This is a genomic window from uncultured Bifidobacterium sp. (genome assembly GCF_949292005.1).
Lineage (GTDB): Bacteria > Actinomycetota > Actinomycetes > Actinomycetales > Bifidobacteriaceae > Bifidobacterium.
The window spans coordinates 1-15910 of record NZ_CASEXV010000080.1 but is presented as its reverse complement, the minus strand read 5'-3'; the positions used below and the strand labels follow the sequence as shown (position 1 = coordinate 15910).

At 61.1% G+C, this 15910-nt stretch carries 15 protein-coding genes and 1 tRNA gene; 15 read left to right on the top strand and 1 reads right to left on the bottom strand.

Annotation, left to right across the window (positions count from 1 at the left end; all coding sequences use genetic code 11):
• Positions 1 to 201 precede the first annotated feature (201 nt).
• The 11 genes from pgsA to purH all read left to right on the top strand — a co-directional run bounded on the left by pgsA (position 202) and on the right by purH (position 10421).
• Positions 202 to 882, top strand: coding sequence for a phosphatidylinositol phosphate synthase (pgsA, locus tag Q1X90_RS06160; protein ID WP_300768113.1), 681 nt, complete (start codon positions 202 to 204; stop codon positions 880 to 882).
• A 50-nt stretch (positions 883 to 932) separates the two neighbouring features.
• On the top strand, positions 933 to 1691 hold the full coding sequence (locus Q1X90_RS06155) for a YebC/PmpR family DNA-binding transcriptional regulator (RefSeq protein WP_300768110.1): 759 nt from the start codon (positions 933 to 935) through the stop codon (positions 1689 to 1691).
• A gap of 5 nt (positions 1692 to 1696) precedes the next feature.
• Positions 1697 to 2281, top strand: coding sequence for a crossover junction endodeoxyribonuclease RuvC (gene ruvC / locus Q1X90_RS06150; protein WP_300768108.1), 585 nt, complete (start codon positions 1697 to 1699; stop codon positions 2279 to 2281).
• Positions 2282 to 2401: 120 nt separating this feature from the next.
• On the top strand, positions 2402 to 3040 hold the full coding sequence (gene ruvA / locus Q1X90_RS06145) for a Holliday junction branch migration protein RuvA (protein ID WP_300768106.1): 639 nt from the start codon (positions 2402 to 2404) through the stop codon (positions 3038 to 3040).
• Positions 3041 to 3043: 3 nt separating this feature from the next.
• The gene (ruvB, locus tag Q1X90_RS06140; RefSeq protein WP_300768103.1) at positions 3044 to 4105 is read left to right on the top strand and encodes a Holliday junction branch migration DNA helicase RuvB; all 1062 of its coding nucleotides are present in this window, start codon (positions 3044 to 3046) and stop codon (positions 4103 to 4105) included.
• Positions 4106 to 4159: 54 nt separating this feature from the next.
• The gene (gene yajC, locus Q1X90_RS06135; RefSeq protein ID WP_300768100.1) at positions 4160 to 4669 is read left to right on the top strand and encodes a preprotein translocase subunit YajC; all 510 of its coding nucleotides are present in this window, start codon (positions 4160 to 4162) and stop codon (positions 4667 to 4669) included.
• Positions 4670 to 4736: 67 nt separating this feature from the next.
• Positions 4737 to 5318: an adenine phosphoribosyltransferase gene (locus Q1X90_RS06130; protein ID WP_300768098.1), complete on the top strand. Its 582-nt coding sequence runs from the start codon at positions 4737 to 4739 to the stop codon at positions 5316 to 5318.
• A 28-nt stretch (positions 5319 to 5346) separates the two neighbouring features.
• Positions 5347 to 6537 (top strand): ADP-forming succinate--CoA ligase subunit beta, encoded by a 1191-nt coding sequence (gene sucC / locus Q1X90_RS06125; RefSeq protein ID WP_300768096.1) that lies wholly within the window; start codon positions 5347 to 5349, stop codon positions 6535 to 6537.
• Positions 6534 to 7460: a succinate--CoA ligase subunit alpha gene (sucD, locus tag Q1X90_RS06120; RefSeq protein WP_300768093.1), complete on the top strand. Its 927-nt coding sequence runs from the start codon at positions 6534 to 6536 to the stop codon at positions 7458 to 7460. The genes sucC and sucD overlap by 4 nt, the downstream gene beginning before the upstream one ends.
• Positions 7461 to 7468: 8 nt before the next feature.
• On the top strand, positions 7469 to 8809 hold the full coding sequence (locus Q1X90_RS06115; RefSeq protein ID WP_300768090.1) for a DUF6350 family protein: 1341 nt from the start codon (positions 7469 to 7471) through the stop codon (positions 8807 to 8809).
• A complete protein-coding gene (gene purH, locus Q1X90_RS06110; protein ID WP_300768087.1) occupies positions 8796 to 10421 on the top strand; it encodes a bifunctional phosphoribosylaminoimidazolecarboxamide formyltransferase/IMP cyclohydrolase in 1626 nt (541 codons plus the stop codon). The genes Q1X90_RS06115 and purH overlap by 14 nt, the downstream gene beginning before the upstream one ends.
• 408 nt (positions 10422 to 10829) lie before the next feature.
• On the opposite strand, the gene Q1X90_RS06100 is transcribed toward purH, so the two are convergent.
• Positions 10830 to 11765 (bottom strand): aquaporin, encoded by a 936-nt coding sequence (locus Q1X90_RS06100; protein ID WP_300768082.1) that lies wholly within the window; start codon positions 11763 to 11765, stop codon positions 10830 to 10832.
• Positions 11766 to 11947: 182 nt separating this feature from the next.
• Between Q1X90_RS06100 and Q1X90_RS06095 the strand changes: the two genes are divergently transcribed.
• From Q1X90_RS06095 to Q1X90_RS06080, 4 genes are all read left to right on the top strand, one after another.
• A complete protein-coding gene (locus Q1X90_RS06095) occupies positions 11948 to 12778 on the top strand; it encodes a pseudouridine synthase (protein WP_300768080.1) in 831 nt (276 codons plus the stop codon).
• On the top strand, positions 12775 to 14901 hold the full coding sequence (der, locus tag Q1X90_RS06090) for a bifunctional cytidylate kinase/GTPase Der (RefSeq protein WP_300768077.1): 2127 nt from the start codon (positions 12775 to 12777) through the stop codon (positions 14899 to 14901). The genes Q1X90_RS06095 and der overlap by 4 nt, the downstream gene beginning before the upstream one ends.
• Positions 14902 to 15010: 109 nt before the next feature.
• A tRNA-Pro gene (locus tag Q1X90_RS06085) sits at positions 15011 to 15084 on the top strand.
• A gap of 134 nt (positions 15085 to 15218) precedes the next feature.
• Positions 15219 to 15910 (top strand): UTP--glucose-1-phosphate uridylyltransferase (locus Q1X90_RS06080; protein ID WP_300768074.1); only part of this gene is annotated, 692 nt, incomplete at its 3' end.

Genomic DNA, 15910 nt, shown 5'->3' with positions numbered 1-15910 from the left:
GGCAGCCAGCTCAACGGGGTTCCTGTGGACGATGCCCGCGAGTGGATTCTGCGTGTTATCCGCAATCGAGTCCAGATCAATTCCGACGCGGATTTCGCGGCGGCCATCAAATAGACCCACGCGTCACATTCCATGTCCGCGGGGTCCACGCATGTGGGTCCTTCCGCGGATACGGAATGTGACGCGGAAGGACATGACTCAATGCTTGAACGACTCCGAGGACCATTCAAAAGACTCATAGCGCCGGTCGCACGCGCGATCGTGGCCATGGGTCTGAGCGCCGATGCCGTGACCATCATTGGCGCTGTGGGAACGATTATCGCCGCCATAGTCACGGGAATATCCGGCTGGCTGTTCGTGGGGGCCCTGGTGATGACGTTGTTCGTCGTCTTCGATTCACTGGATGGATCGGTCGCCGCGCTGACCACCGGAGGGACACCCTTTGGCGCGTTCCTTGATTCGACTCTCGACAGGATCGCGGATTGGGCGGTTCTGACGAGTGTGGTGCTCTATTTTCTCCTCCACACGTCCTGGTCGTCATCCGCCTCATCGATTCGCGGATCGTCGCTCGTCGCCTGGATAGGCATCCTCGCAGCGCTGTATTCGACCATGACGTCTTTCGTGACCTCATACGCCCGCGCCCGCGCGGAATCCGTCGGCTTCGAGGCCAGGAACGGAATAGCCACCCGTTCCGACAGGCTCGTCATCATCCTGGTGGGGATGGGGGTGTCGGGAATAGCCGGACAAGACATCATTCTCACCATCGCGATGGTTCTTCTGGCAATTCTGGGAACGATCACCGTCGTCCAACGCGTCCACGAGGTCCGTTCCCGCATGGCTGCCGAACACGGGATGGCCGGCAACGCCCCCCTTGTCGGCTGAGCGCTCTAGAATCATGTCGTTTCCCGTATACGCTACCTGCTAGGAGCAATATGTCAGGGCATTCCAAGTGGGCGACCACCAAGCATAAGAAGGCCGCCATCGACGCGAAGCGTGGCAAGCTGTTCGCCAAGCTGATCAAGAACATCGAGATCGCCGCGCGCATGGGCGGGGGAGACCCCGACGGTAATCCGACCCTGTATGACGCCATCGTCAAGGCCAAAAAGGCCTCCATGCCGGCCGACAACATCAAGCGCGCGGTGAAGCGCGGATCCGGGGAGGAGGCGGGTGCCGCCAACTACGAGGACATCGTGTATGAAGGCTATGCGCCCGCAGGCGTGGGGCTGATCATCGAGTGTCTGACCGACAACCGCAACCGCGCCGCCGCGGAGGTCCGCTCAACCCTGACGAAGGGAAACGGGTCCTTGGCCACAAGCGGTTCCGTGAGCTTCAACTTCGCGCGCAAAGGACAGATCGTCGTACCCGCCGAGGGGCTGGACTTCGACGACCTCTTCGAGAAGGCGGCCGAGGCTGGGGCGGAGGATGTCATCAACGATGGCGAGGAGTTCACCATCGTCACAGATCCGTCCGACATGATTGAGGTCCGCAAGGCTTTGCAGTCGGAGGGCATCGACTATGATTCTGCCGATCTGGTCATGATGCCGAAAACCGAGGTCGAGCTTTCACTTGAGGACGCCCAGAAGGTCTCACGCATGATCGACAACCTCGACGATCTTGATGACGTGCAGAACATCTACAGCAATTGGACCGCATCGGACGAGGTGATGGCCCAGCTGGCGCAGGAGGATTGATCCTCGTGATCATTCTTGGTGTCGACCCCGGCCTCACGCGTTGTGGGGTCGGCGTCGTGGAGGCCGGCGGTTCCCGCCGGCTTTCTTTTATCCACGTGGACGTGGTCCGCTCCGACCCCCATTTATCGCAGGATCTGCGCCTTCTCGCCATCTACAACGGATTGTCCGCGAAGCTGGACCGTTTCGCCCCGGACGCGGTGTCGATCGAGCGCGTTTTCGCGCAGGACAACCACAACACCGTTCTTGGAACCGCACAGGCGGCGGGTCTGGCCATGCTCGCGGCCGCGCAACGCGGAATTCCTGTGGCTCTTCACACCCCGACCGAGGCGAAGCTCGCCATAACCGGCAACGGCAAGGCACAGAAGGTCCAGGTCGAGCGCATGGTCATGAGGTTCCTCAATCTCAACGAGATGCCCACTCCCGCGGATGCCGCGGACGCTTTGGCCTTGGCGATCTGCCATGCGCTGCGTCCGGCCGGAGCCCTCCAAGGAGGGGAAAGGGAGGAGCATCTCACCGCGGCGCAACGCCAGTGGGCGTTGGCGGCGCAGAAGAGCAAACGACGCCGGACCAACGGGGACCGGGGCATGTAGTATCATATCGAACAGATGTTCGAATGCTGGGATGTTCGGATTGCCTACGATGAGGAACCGCGTCGACCGGTGCCGACATCACGGATGTTTCAGTGATCACAGGAACTGTAAGGGGGAGACATGATCGGCTTGCTGTCGGGAACCGTCGAATCCGTGGATGCCGACACCGCTCTTATCGAGCTTCCCTCGGGAATAGGTTTCGATGTGCGCATGCCGTCGTCCGATATCGCGACATTGCGTGCCGGCAGACCCGCTCGCGTCTTCACCGTTATGAGCATGTCCCAGGATCAGGCAGCACTGTATGGCTTTCTCCGACACTCGTCGCGGCGACTGTTCACGCAACTGCAGAAGACGAGCGGGATAGGCCCTAAGGTGGCGCTGTCCCTTCTGTCGACGTTGGGTCCGGAGGATCTCGCGAAGGCCATCGTGGACGGCGACGTCGCGTCACTGTCCCGCGCTCCGGGACTAGGTCGCAAAGGCGCGCAGAAGATCATCCTCGAATTACGTGGAGCCCTTTCCCCGGAGATGGCGCGCGCCGCAACCGACGATCCCTCGGAAGACGCGTCCGCAACCGACGATTCACCCCTCGGCATGGTTATCCAGGGGCTGATGTCTCTGGGATGGAACGAGCAGGATTCCGCCACCGCCGCGCGAAGGGCGCGTGACGCCCACACCGCCGCTCACGCCGCGGAACCCGGAACGGACGATGTCGCGCAGCTGCTGCGGACGGCCTTGTCTCTCATGGATAGGGGACGATAAAGCATGGTGAACGCTCACGAGAACTCGGGCGCCAACGAGGAGTCACTGAAGATGGTGTCGTCGGAGCCGCAGGACAACGACCCCGTCAGCGACGAGGAGCTGCGTCCCCATCATCTTGACGGGTTCATCGGTCAGCCCAGATTGAAGGCGCAGCTGCAGCTTTTCCTTGATGCGGCGCGCATGCGCGATGTGCCCCCCGACCACATACTTCTTGCCGGGCCTCCGGGACTGGGCAAAACCACTCTGGCCATGATCGTCTCGAACGAGCTTGAGGTCCCCATTCGAGTGACATCCGGTCCAGCCATCCAGCACGCCGGCGACCTCGCATCGATCCTCAGCTCCCTGGAGACCGGAGAGGTGCTGTTCATCGACGAGATCCACCGGCTTCCCCGCGCGGCGGAAGAGCTTCTCTACATCGCGATGGAGGATTTCCGAGTCGACGTCATGGTCGGCAAGGGACCAGGGGCCTCGTCGATCCCGCTCACGCTCCCACGTTTCACGGTCATCGGAGCTACGACCCGCGAGGGAATGCTCCCCTCTCCTCTCCGCGCGCGCTTCGGATTCACCGCTCATCTGGACTTCTACCCCCATGATGAGCTTGAGCGGCTTATCGAGCGTTCAGCGGGCGTGTTGGGAATCACGCTCGACGAAGGCGCCGCCAAAGAGCTTTCGCTGCGTTCCCGAGGGACACCGCGCATCGCGAACAGGCTTCTGCGAAGGGTTCGCGACTGGGCAACCGTCCACGCCCTGCCATCCGTCGACTCCCATGCGGTGCACGACGCACTGGCGCTCTACCAGATCGACTCCGAGGGCCTTGATCGACTGGACCTGGCCGTGCTCCGGGCGATCGTCACGAACTTCAACGGCGGTCCCGTCGGCCTCAACAATCTGGCCGCGATGGTGGGGGAGGAGTCCGAGACGGTTGAGACGGTGTGCGAGCCATATCTCGTCCGCGAGGCGTTCCTCATACGCACGCCGAAAGGGCGCGTCGCGACCGACAAGGCTTGGCGTCATCTAGGGCTTTCCCGAAAAGCCACGGACGGTGATGTCAGCAAGAACATCTAACATATGGTCGTCGGATGTTGTCGAAGACATCCCCTTCATCGAGGAGTTCCTTCAGTGGATCAGGGTCAGCAGTTGTTCTTCTTTGTGATCGTCATCGTCCTTTTCGGTGGCATGATGTGGTGGTCGTCGCGCAAGACCCGCCAGCAGCAGAAACAAGCGGAGGACTTTCGCAGCAACCTCCAGCCCGGCGAGGAGGTCATCACCATCGGTGGAATCATCGGCAAGGTGGTCTCGGTCGACACGCAATACCAGGAGATCGTCCTCGACTCCGAGGGGTCGCAGATCCGGGTGGCCTTCCGCGCGATTCACAAATCCTATCTAAGGCCGGCATTCATCCCCGATTCCGAGGTGGATGCACAGGGCAACCCACTTCCATCGGCGAACGCCGAACAGAGCGATCAGACGAACACGGCGGATGGCTCCCTCGACACGGCGGACGTCGACGCCACAACCACACCGAGCCAGTCCACACAGAATCAGTCTGGTCAGTCTGGTGATGATGACGCCGACGACGCGATCGCTGAGAGCGCCCCCGAATCCGATTCGGAAGACGCCAAGCTTTAACGGTCCGGAGGTCGGGCACTGGATGCGACCGACCTGTGTTCCCATCAACCACAAGGATGAACAGCGAATGACGCACGGTGACATCAGCATCGACAAATTGGAGAAGGTTGGACAGAATGACGCCGAATATCTGGTGTCGTTGATTCGGTCCATACCGGACTTCCCCAAGAAGGGCATTCTTTTCCGCGATTTTATACCGGTTCTGGCGGATCCACGGGGATTGCGCATCATGATCAACGCCTTGGAGGAAGCCCTCCCCACGGATCCCGAATTCTTTGACTCCATAGCTGGCCTTGAGGCCCGCGGCTTTCTTTTTGGCCCGGCCCTGGCCTCGCGCCTCGGCAAGGGATTCATCGCGGTGAGGAAGGCTGGAAAGCTCCCGCCGGACACCATCAGCGAGGAATACACGCTTGAGTACGGGACGCAGAAAATCGAGATAGAGCAGGATGCGATCAGCCCAGGGGAGCGAGTTCTGATTGTGGACGACCTTATCGCCACTGGTGGAACGGCCAAGGCCGCGGCCGATCTGATCGAATCATGCGGCGGGACAGTGGCTGGCTTCAGCTTCGTCATGGAGCTTGATGGTCTTGACGGGGTTGCCGCGTTGGGAGACCATCCGACGAGCTCGCTGCTCACCATGCCGGCCTGACGACGCGTACGGGAAGGAATTGCTTGGGATGGATCTATACGAGTATCAGGCACGTGAGCTTCTGGCCGAACAGGGGATAGCCCTTCCTCGTGGCGAATATGTCACCACGGCCGACGAGGCCGCGGACGCAGCCGCACGCATCGGATTCCCCTGCGTGATCAAGGGGCAGGCGACCATAGGCCATCGGGGACAGGCCGGGGCCGTCAAAGTCGCCCATAATGAGGGCGAGGCCAGAGATCTCGCGCGCCGTATCCTCCCCATGAGCATCCACGGGCACGACGTCAATGGCGTGCTTGTCGCGGAGGCCAAAAACATCCTGCATGAGTACTACGTCTCGATTTCCGTCGATCGCTCGTCGCGCGACTTCGACGTCCTCGCCACGGCGAACGGCGGCACCGAGGTCGAGGAGGTCGCACGGCGCAACCCCGAATCCGTCAAACGCCTCCACATCGAGGCCCTCGATGACTTCGACGAATCGGCGGCACGATCGATGGCGGCAAGCATCGGTTTCTATCATGCGGACATCGATCAGGCGGCCGACATCCTTCTACGGATGTGGCGATGCTTCACCGAGAACGATGCGACTCTGGTCGAGATCAATCCTTTGGCCAAGATCGGAGATCCCGACGACGAATCCTCGAAGTCCCTTTGCGCGTTGGACGCGAAAATCTCCCTTGATGGGAACGCGGCGTTCCGTCACGATGGATGGTCGCGGTTCACGGACACAGGGAGGCATGACCCCTTTGAGGAAAGAGCCAAGGCGCTCGGCCTCCATTACGTCCATCTTCATGGTCAGGTCGGCGTTATCGGCAACGGGGCTGGCCTTGTGATGAGTTCGCTCGACGCCGTCTCCGGAGCGGGCGAGTCACAGGGAACCGGGGTCAAGCCGGCCAATTTCCTGGATATAGGGGGCGGCGCGTCCGCTTCAGTAATGCGAGACAGCCTGTCCATTGTGCTCTCCGACCCGCAGGTGCGATCGGTTCTCATCAACGTCTACGGAGGGATAACATCCTGCCGCGTCGTCGCCGAGGGCATTCTCAGCGCCGTGGACGCTCTGGACTCCCACATGCCCATCATCGTGCGCTTCGACGGAAACGAGGCCTCGGAAGGTCTGGCCATTCTCGACAGGGCGTCTAATCCATGCATATCGGTCTGCCCCACGATGGAGAAGGCCGCGGCGATGGCCGCGGAAGCGGCCGTTGAGGAGGATCGGAAGTGAGTGTTTTCGTAGAGGATGGAGCACCGGTCATCGTTCAGGGAATGACCGGACACCAGGGGATGCTTCACACACGGAGAATGCTTCTCGCCGGCACACGGGTGGTCGGCGGCGTCAATCCACGCAAGGCGGGATCGGTGGTTGAGTTCCCTCATGCCGCTGATGGCCAGGACGCCCACGTGCCGGTGTTCGCCGACTGCGCGGCGGCGCGACGCTCGACTGGAGCGAGGACATCGGTCATCTTCGTGCCGCCGCGGTTCGCGAAGGATGCGATGATCGAGGCCATCGAGGCTGGAATGTCTCTGATCGTCGTAATCACCGAGGGAATTCCCGTCGCAGACACGGCCTACGCCGTGGAACTGGCCATGCGCCGCGGGGCACGGATAGTCGGCCCCAACTGTCCCGGACTGGTCACGCTGTCGTCCTCGCCCGAGCATCCCGGAGTGAACCTCGGCATCATCCCCGATGGCATCGTCTCATACGGACCACTGGGCCTTGTGTCGAAATCGGGAACGTTGACCTATCAACTCATGGGAGAGCTGTCCGACATCGGATTCACGGCCTGTCTGGGCGCCGGAGGAGATCCCATAGTCGGAACCACCCTTCAGGAAGCCCTGGAGCAGTTCGAGGCAGATCCGCGAACATCGGCTGTGATGATGATCGGCGAGATCGGCGGCAATGCCGAAGAAGAGGCCGCCATGTGGGCCAAGCGCAACATGACCAAGCCCGTCGTCGCGTATATCGCGGGATTCACCGCGCCCGAGGGACGGCAGATGGGCCACGCCGGGGCCATAGTCTCCCAAGGGAAGGGCACCGCGCAGGATAAGAAGCGAACATTGGAGGATTGTGGGATTCCTGTGGGATCGACCCCGGCGCAGGCCGCGGCGATTATGAGATCCGTCATCTCCCAGAAAACGTCGCGATAGGAATGGCAGTGAGGCATCGCATCCGACCTGTTCTCAGCGGAATCCTCGTCTCCCTGTGCTCGCTGCTGCTCTATTCCCTGGCAATCGGCCTGTTCGTCGCCCTCACGCTTCTCGTTATCTCCATGGAGGAGGGCGAGGGAGAGATATCCCAGTCGTCGCTTCCCCTTATGCAGGCGGTCGTCCTTCAGACGCAGGGTGTGGGAATCACCTGGGGCTCGGTCACCATCACACTCGTTCCACTTCTCCTGTCGGCCATTCTCATCGGGCTCATAGCGGCTCTGGCCAACCGTCTGGGCACATCGCTGCCCGGCTACATCAGCGGTGGCGCCACTTGGGCCGCGGCGTCATGGGTGTTCACCCAAGGAGTGGAGGTCACGCTCCATGGGCAGGTCTGGCTCATCATCCTCAAAACGCTGTTGGTTTTCACGCTCGGCTATCTTCTGGGCTTTTTTCAGGGACACCCGGATCTCGTCACACGGGCATCGGGAGCCATACGGCATGTGATTCCCCCATCGGTGCGAAGGATGGTGCGAATAGGTCTGCAGATGTCGGTCATCATCATCTGTCTATCGATTGGCGTGGGCTTCATCGTCACCACCACATGGATCATCCGCAACCATTCCGGTATGGAGACCCTATTTACTTTGCTGGACATGAAATCCGGATCCAGGATTCTGACGACGATCTGCACGATGTCATGGCTCCCCAATCTGTGGTTGTGGGGGTTGTCGTGGGTGTCCGGGTCGGGATTCTCCATCGGATCGTCGTCGACGTTCACCTTGTGGGAGGGACATTCCTCATCCCTGCCTCCCATACCTCTTTTCGGCGTGCTTCCCGACCCCATAGGATCGGATGGACTGCGAATGGCGTTGCTTCTTATTCCAGCGGCTTTGGGATTCCTGACCATGTCGGCCGCGCTCGTCGTGAACAAAGGGTTCCATCTTCGACCCGATTTCTCCAACGATCCCCAGGAGTTCCTCGCCTTCCTTCCATGCGCGCTGTTCCCCGTGGTGTCGGTTATCATCAGCGCGGCCGGAATATCACTCGGATGCAGCGCCCTTTTCGCGCTGTCGAACGGATCGCTGGGAACACGGCGGCTCAGTCACGTCGGAGTGGACGTGGCCGATGCGACGAGAAGCGTCACACGCGGAACCATATGGGGAATGTTGGCGGCCTGGCTGCTTGTCCTCCTCGTGTTCTGCGCCATATTCGCCGTTCGCTGGGCATGGGACGCGATTCACACCCACACACACGTTGCGACCGCGCGCAGGGAAAGGGCTGAGGAATCCCCGCGCGTTGTCGCCTCGACGACACCATCAACCAAGGAGGAGAACGATGACAACAGATAGCCGACCGATTCGACGGGCATTGGTGTCCGTCTACCACAAGGACGGACTGGACGTTCTGGCCAAGGCCTTCGTAAGCGCCTCCGTCGAGGTCGTTTCCACGGGCTCCACGGCCAAGGCGCTTGCCTCCTTCGGTGTGAACGTCACCGAGGTCAGCGAGGTGACGGGCTTCCCCGAAAGTCTGGATGGCCGTGTCAAAACCCTGGATCCGCATATCCACGCGGGGATCCTCGCGGATATGACGAACCCCGGGCACATCTCGCAACTGCGCGGGCTGAACATCAAGCCCTTCGACCTTGTGGTCGTCAACCTCTATCCCTTCGCCGACACCGTGCTGTCGGGAGCGGACGAGCCGGACTGCATAGAGAAGATCGACATCGGGGGTCCGGCCATGATCCGCGCCGCCGCGAAGAACAGTGCGTCGGTCGCGGTCGTCACCAATCCCCGGGACTATGCGCTTGTGGCTCGACGGGTGGCGGACGGAACCGGATTCACGCTCGAGGAGCGCCGATGGCTCGCATCGGAGGCTTTCTCCATGACGGCATCCTATGACGCCAGCATCATCGAATGGACATCTGCTCGGTGGACGCGTCCCGACAGCATCGAGGACACCCCGAACGAATCGACCAGTGACGACGCGGAGGACTTCCCCCGTCTTCTTACGCGCACATGGCGCAAATCCCATGAACTTCGGTACGGGGAGAATCCTCATCAAAGCGCCGCCCTATACCACGACACACTCAATCCCAAGGGCTTCGCCGAGGCAGAGCAGCTCGGCGGAAAGCCGATGAGCTACAACAACTACGTCGATGCCGACGCCGCATGGAGAGCGGTATGGGACTTCGCCCCGTCCATCGCCGTGGCCGTCGTGAAACACAACAACCCCTGCGGCCTCGCCTTGGGGGCCAACGTCGCCGAAGCTCACCGGAAAGCCCACGCCTGCGATCCGCTCAGCGCATACGGTGGAGTGATCGCAGCCAACGCCCCGGTTACGATGGAGATGGCCGAAGGAGTCCGCCCCATCTTCACCGAGGTCATCGTGGCTCCTGATTACGATCCAGACGCCTTGGCTTACCTACGGCAGCACAAGAAGAATCTACGCATCCTCCGAGTCGCCGAACCTCCGCACTCGACGAGGCAGATTCGCGCGATCGACGGGGGCATCCTGGTTCAATCGACAGATCTCATCGACGCTCCCGGCGACGATCCAAACTCATGGACACTTGTGTCCGGAAATCCCGCGGACGACTCCACCATGAACGATCTGGTGTTCGCATGGCGGGCGATTCGCTGCGTCAAATCCAATGCCATCCTTCTGGCGCATGACCAGGCCACCGTAGGCATCGGGATGGGCCAGGTCAATCGCGTGGATTCATGCAATCTCGCGGTCGAACGGGCCAACACACTCGCCAAGGAAGAGAACAGGGCCAATGGTTCGGTGGCGGCGTCCGACGCTTTCTTCCCCTTCGCCGACGGGCCACAGATTCTTGTGGATGCGGGAGTCAGCGCGATCGTGCAACCCGGAGGATCCATCCGGGACGCGGAGGTCATCGAAGCCGCCAAATCGCAAAACGTGACCATGTATCTGACCGGAACACGGCATTTCTTCCATTAAGGTCCGTCGGAGCTGGCACTCACCCGCTCTGCCTGTTGTACGTCGCAACGCTTGTCGGCAGCGCTGCGACAGACCGCCTTCGCGGGAAATCCTGTCCGTGGCGGCGGGCTGTTAGCATGGGACGTGGCATGGGCCGCGCATCATCCAGTACGGAAGTGCGGGAACGCTATGCCAGAAGCGTCGGAAAGATCAGTGACCACCATGAATGATAGAAACCATCCTTTTGTGACCGAGTCTCACGAGGGATCACCATGGTTCGAGTGGGCGGTGGTGCTCACGGCCACAGTGGCGACCGTTCTTGGCTTTCTCGGAATGACGATGGAGGCCACGGCAGTGTTCGCCGTGGCCTCCATCGTGTGTGCGTCATTGCGCATCGCGCTGCGTGAACGGAGCCCGTGGAAGGTTCGTTCAGTTCGCTTTGACTCCATCATCGGAATCGCTCTGGCCATCGGCCTCGTCATCCTGTACATCGCCATCAGGCTCCACGGCTGAGCCGGAAGCCACATCACCCTCATAGGCATCCGCTCCAGCGAGTCCGGCGATCGTCGGCGAAGCAGCCTGATTCTTCAGAAGAATCTGAGAGACGATCATAACCAGCGCCACAATCGCGGCAGCCAGCACCGGGCATACCCAGAAAACCCACAGCTGCTGAAGGGGCTCCTGCGACAGACTGTGATTCTGGGCGAAGATGGCGATACCCGTTGAACGGGCGGGATTCAGACCCGTTCCGGTCACTGGATAGGTGATTGCCGCGGCAAGGCCATACGCCACCGCCACGCCGCCTGCACGTGACGGGCAGATACGCCCATCATCGTCCATGGACCTCACAACGGCGGACACCACGATAAGCGCTCCGACAAGTTCGACCACCACGGCAAGCACGATGCTGAAAGTAACGCTCACGCTGCTGAGGGTGGAATATGACACGGATCCGTTGTCGAAGCCGTTCACGGCCGGGGTGAGCCAGATCTTCGCAGTCAGCGTCGATGACGTTGGCAGCAGCTTGACGATCGCGGCACCCGCGGCGATGGCGCCGACGATCTGCGCGACGATGTAGGTGATTCCATCAACGAGACCGGTGCGGCCCACCAGCATGGCGGTGATGGTGACCGCCGGGTTCACCTGCGCTCCGGACACACGGCCGAAAACGACGATCGCCGCCATATAGGCCAATCCGGTCGCCACGGCTATAAAGGCCATATTCACGCCATACATGGCGGTTCCCAAGGTGCTGATGGCGTAGATGGCGAAGCAGACCACCAGACTTGAGACGAATTCTGCTGCGATACGGAGTCCCAACGGATAGGACACGACTCGCTGCCCCTTGGATATGCAATTGTTCATGACGATCCTTGTCTTGTTAGCCGCGGAACCCCGCGGAACGCTGTCAGTGTACCAGTCCATCCTCACAATGCGGTACCATTGTCACCTTGTATGCGCAGTGAACGTCCTGCGCGACAAGCCGCGGAAACCATGCTCGAGGAAGTCAGCCCCGCGGACGCACCACCGGCCACGTTGGGAGAACGATGCCAGACTCACATACCTTCGATGATCGCGATAGATCCGATCACAACGATTCCAACCGGGACGATTCGAATCGTCCCACATCCTCATCCCATCGCCCGAGCGGCGACGGGGTGCGCCTCCAGAAGCTTCTTGCGCAGGCCGGATTCGGCTCGCGACGCAAATGCGAGCAGCTCATCACGGAGGGACGCGTCGAGGTCGACGGCGAACTCGTCACGGAACTCGGAACAAGGGTCGACCCCGAGCGTCAGAAGGTTCGCGTTGACGGCTCACGCGTCCGCTTTGGAGGACACCATATAACGCTGGCGCTGAACAAGCCGCGCAAGGTTCTCAGCACGATGGACGACCCCAAGGGACGGTTCACGCTGCGCGACATCGTTGGTGACCGCTACGAGCGGATATTCCACATGGGCCGGCTGGACTACGACTCCGAGGGGCTGATCCTCATGACCAACGACGGGGAGCTGAGCCAGCATGTGATGCATCCCAGATACGAGGTCGCCAAAACGTATATAGCGACCATCGATGGCCATATCGGCGGCAATGTGTGCCATCGCCTTGTGACTCAGGGCGTCCAGCTCGAGGATGGGCACATATCCTTCGACAGATGCGCGATCATCGATTCCAGCAGGGATTCGACGATCGTCAAGGTCGTTCTGCATTCCGGAAGGAACAGGATCGTCAGGAGGGTGTTCGCCGCGGTCGGCTTCCCCGTGCGTCGTCTCGTCCGCACGCAGATCGGACCGATTCGACTGGGCGACATCAAACCTGGCGCCTACCGCGTTTTGTCCCAGACCGAGGTGAGGTCGCTCTCCAAGGAGGTGGGTCTGTGATCCGCGTCGCCATCGATGGGCCAGCCGGAGTGGGGAAATCGTCCACATCACGGGAAATCGCGAGCCATTACGGGTACGCCTACCTTGACACGGGGGCAATGTACCGCGCCTGCGCATGGTGGTGCCTCCATCAGGGGATGAATCTTGACGCGGACAATCTAGATGAGCAGGCCATCACGGAGTCGGTGGGGGAGTTCTTCACCAATGGACACGCGGAATTCGGCGTGAATGCGGAGAACCCCACAGTGTCCTGCGATGGGCTGGACATCCGTGATGAGATTCGATCCGCGACCGTGTCATCGCATGTCTCATCCGTGTCCTCGATCATCCCCGTGCGGCATGTCCTCATCGCCGCCCAGCGGGCCATCATCGCTCAGGAGTCAGCTCCGGACTCGTTCTCTCATGGAACGGGAATCGTCGTGGAGGGGCGCGACATCACCACGGTCGTCGCTCCGGACGCCGAGGTCCGCATCCTCCTCACCGCACGCGAGGATGTGCGTCAGGCTCGACGAAGCGGACAAAGCGCAGCCGGCGTGGGCAACGATAACGTCGCTGCGCGAGACCGTGCGGATTCCGCCGTCACAAGTTTTCGCACGGCCGCCGACGGAGTGGTGACGATCGACAATTCGGATATGACGCTCAGGGAGACCCTTGACGCCATAATCGCGCTTGTCGACTCGGCCATCGAGAAGCAGAACTATGATCTATACGCCGCCAACCTCGATGATTACGAGTTGGAGGATGAGGATCGCCAGCTGCTCGACGACCGCGGATCGGACGACGATGACGCCAACGGCAGGGAAGCCCCTGTTGGCGTCATCGCTATCGTCGGCAGACCGAACGTCGGCAAATCCACATTGGTTAACCGCATCCTCGGACGACGTGTGGCCGTGGTGGAGGATGTTCCTGGTGTGACCCGGGATCGCGTGAGCTATGACGCCGAATGGGCGGGAACGGATTTCCGCCTCGTGGACACCGGCGGATGGGAAAGCGGCGTCGAGGGCATTGATTCCGCCGTGGCCGATCAGGCCCGGATCGCGGTCGATCTGGCCGACACCGTCGTTCTGGTCGTCGATGGTCAAGTGGGAGTCACCGGCACGGACGAGCGCATCGTCTCCATGCTTCGATCATCCGGGAAAAGCGTCACTCTTGCGGTGAACAAAATCGACGGTCAGTCCGCCGAGTATATGACCGCCGATTTCTGGAAGCTTGGTCTGGGGCAACCCTATGGAATCTCCGCCATGCATGGACGGGGCATCGGGGAGCTTCTTGACGCCTCGATCTCGGCGTTGAAGAAGGCCGAAACCACGTCGGGACGTCTGACTCCGTCGAGTCTTCGCCGCGTCGCCCTGGTGGGCAGACCGAATGTGGGCAAGTCCTCGCTGCTTAATCAGATGTCCCATAGCGAGCGTTCCGTCGTCAATGAGATGGCGGGGACCACCAGGGATCCCGTCGACGACATCGTGAACATCGATGGCGAGGACTGGCTCTTCATCGACACCGCAGGCATCAGACGTCGGCAGCATAAGCTCAGCGGGGCGGAATACTATTCCTCTCTGCGCACCGCTGCGGCGATAGAGCGGGCGGAACTGGTTCTTGTCCTGTTCGACGCGTCCCAGCCGATATCCGACCAGGACCTCAAGGTCATGAGCCAGGCCGTTGATGCGGGGCGCGCGGTGGTGCTCGTGTTCAACAAGTGGGATCTGGCCGACGAGTTCGTCAGGCAGCGCGTCGAGCGGCTCTGGAAGACGGAGTTCGACCGCGTCACCTGGGCCAGGCGGGTGAATCTTTCCGCCAAAACCGGATGGCACACGAACCGGCTTGCCGACGCCATGCGCGCGGCACTGCGGTCGTGGGACCAGCGCGTTCCCACAGGAAGGCTCAACGCGTTCCTCGGACAGATCCAGTCAGCCCATCCCCACCCTCTACGTGGAGGGAAGCAGCCGCGCATCCTGTTTGCCACGCAGGCATCGACCCGTCCTCCACGCTTCGTCATCTTCGCCACCGGGTTTCTTGAGCATGGCTATCGGCGCTTCATCGAAAGGTCCCTACGCGAGAAGTTCGGCTTCGAGGGCAGCCCTGTGCAGATCTCCGTCACGGTCCGGCAGAAACGCCGGCGATGACCGTCCCGACCCTCCGGCGCATCCGTTTTGTCAACGACACGATACGCGCGGCGGGTTGAGGCGGCCGCCTGAGTGTGCTATCGTCTCCTCTCGGTGCTTGGTGCACCATCGGGCCGTAGCGCAGTTTGGTAGCGCACTTGACTGGGGGTCAAGGGGTCGCGGGTTCAAATCCCGCCGGCCCGACTTCACCATATGACCGGCGTTCTCCCGCCGGTCATTTGCATATATGGTCCGTGGAATGTTCACGGGAGATCGTCCGATAGTCTGCATGGATTGGATCATCCAACGAACCGGCACGGGAGACGAGAGGAGTCCACATGGCGGACGAGTTCAAGGTGTCCGAGGAGAAGATGAGGGACGCGTCCATGGGGGATGTCGCCATCGCCCAGTTCAAGAGGATGTACGATATCTGGCGCGCCGGAGGCGAGGAGACGACGATCATCGAGGATGACGTGGAGCCACTCGTCCACGTTCCCAGTTTTCATGACGTCTACGAGACGATCAACCACGACAAGGCGGTCGAGGCGTTCTCCAGAACGGCTTTCCTCAAGCTCAACGGCGGTCTTGGCACCTCCATGGGACTCGAGCAGGCCAAATCACTGCTGCCCGTCAGACGTCACAAGGCACGTCAGATGCGATTCCTGGACATCATTCTGGGACAGGTCGTAATGGCGCGCCGCCGCCTCGACGTCCCACTGCCCCTGACCTTGATGAACTCTTTCCGCACCTCGCGGGACACGATGCGCCGGATATCACGGAACCGCTATTTCGTTCAGGACACGATCCCATGCGAGATCATTCAGCACCGGGAACCAAGGATCGTGGAGGACACAGGGCTTCCCGTCTCGTACGAAAAAGATCGTCAGCTCGAATGGTGCCCTCCCGGACATGGAGACCTGTTCGCGACGATATGGGAGTCGGGGTTGCTGGACATCCTGCAGAAGCAGGGCATGTCGTATCTCTTCATCTCGAATTCCGACAATCTTGGCGCGCGGCCGTCACGCACGCT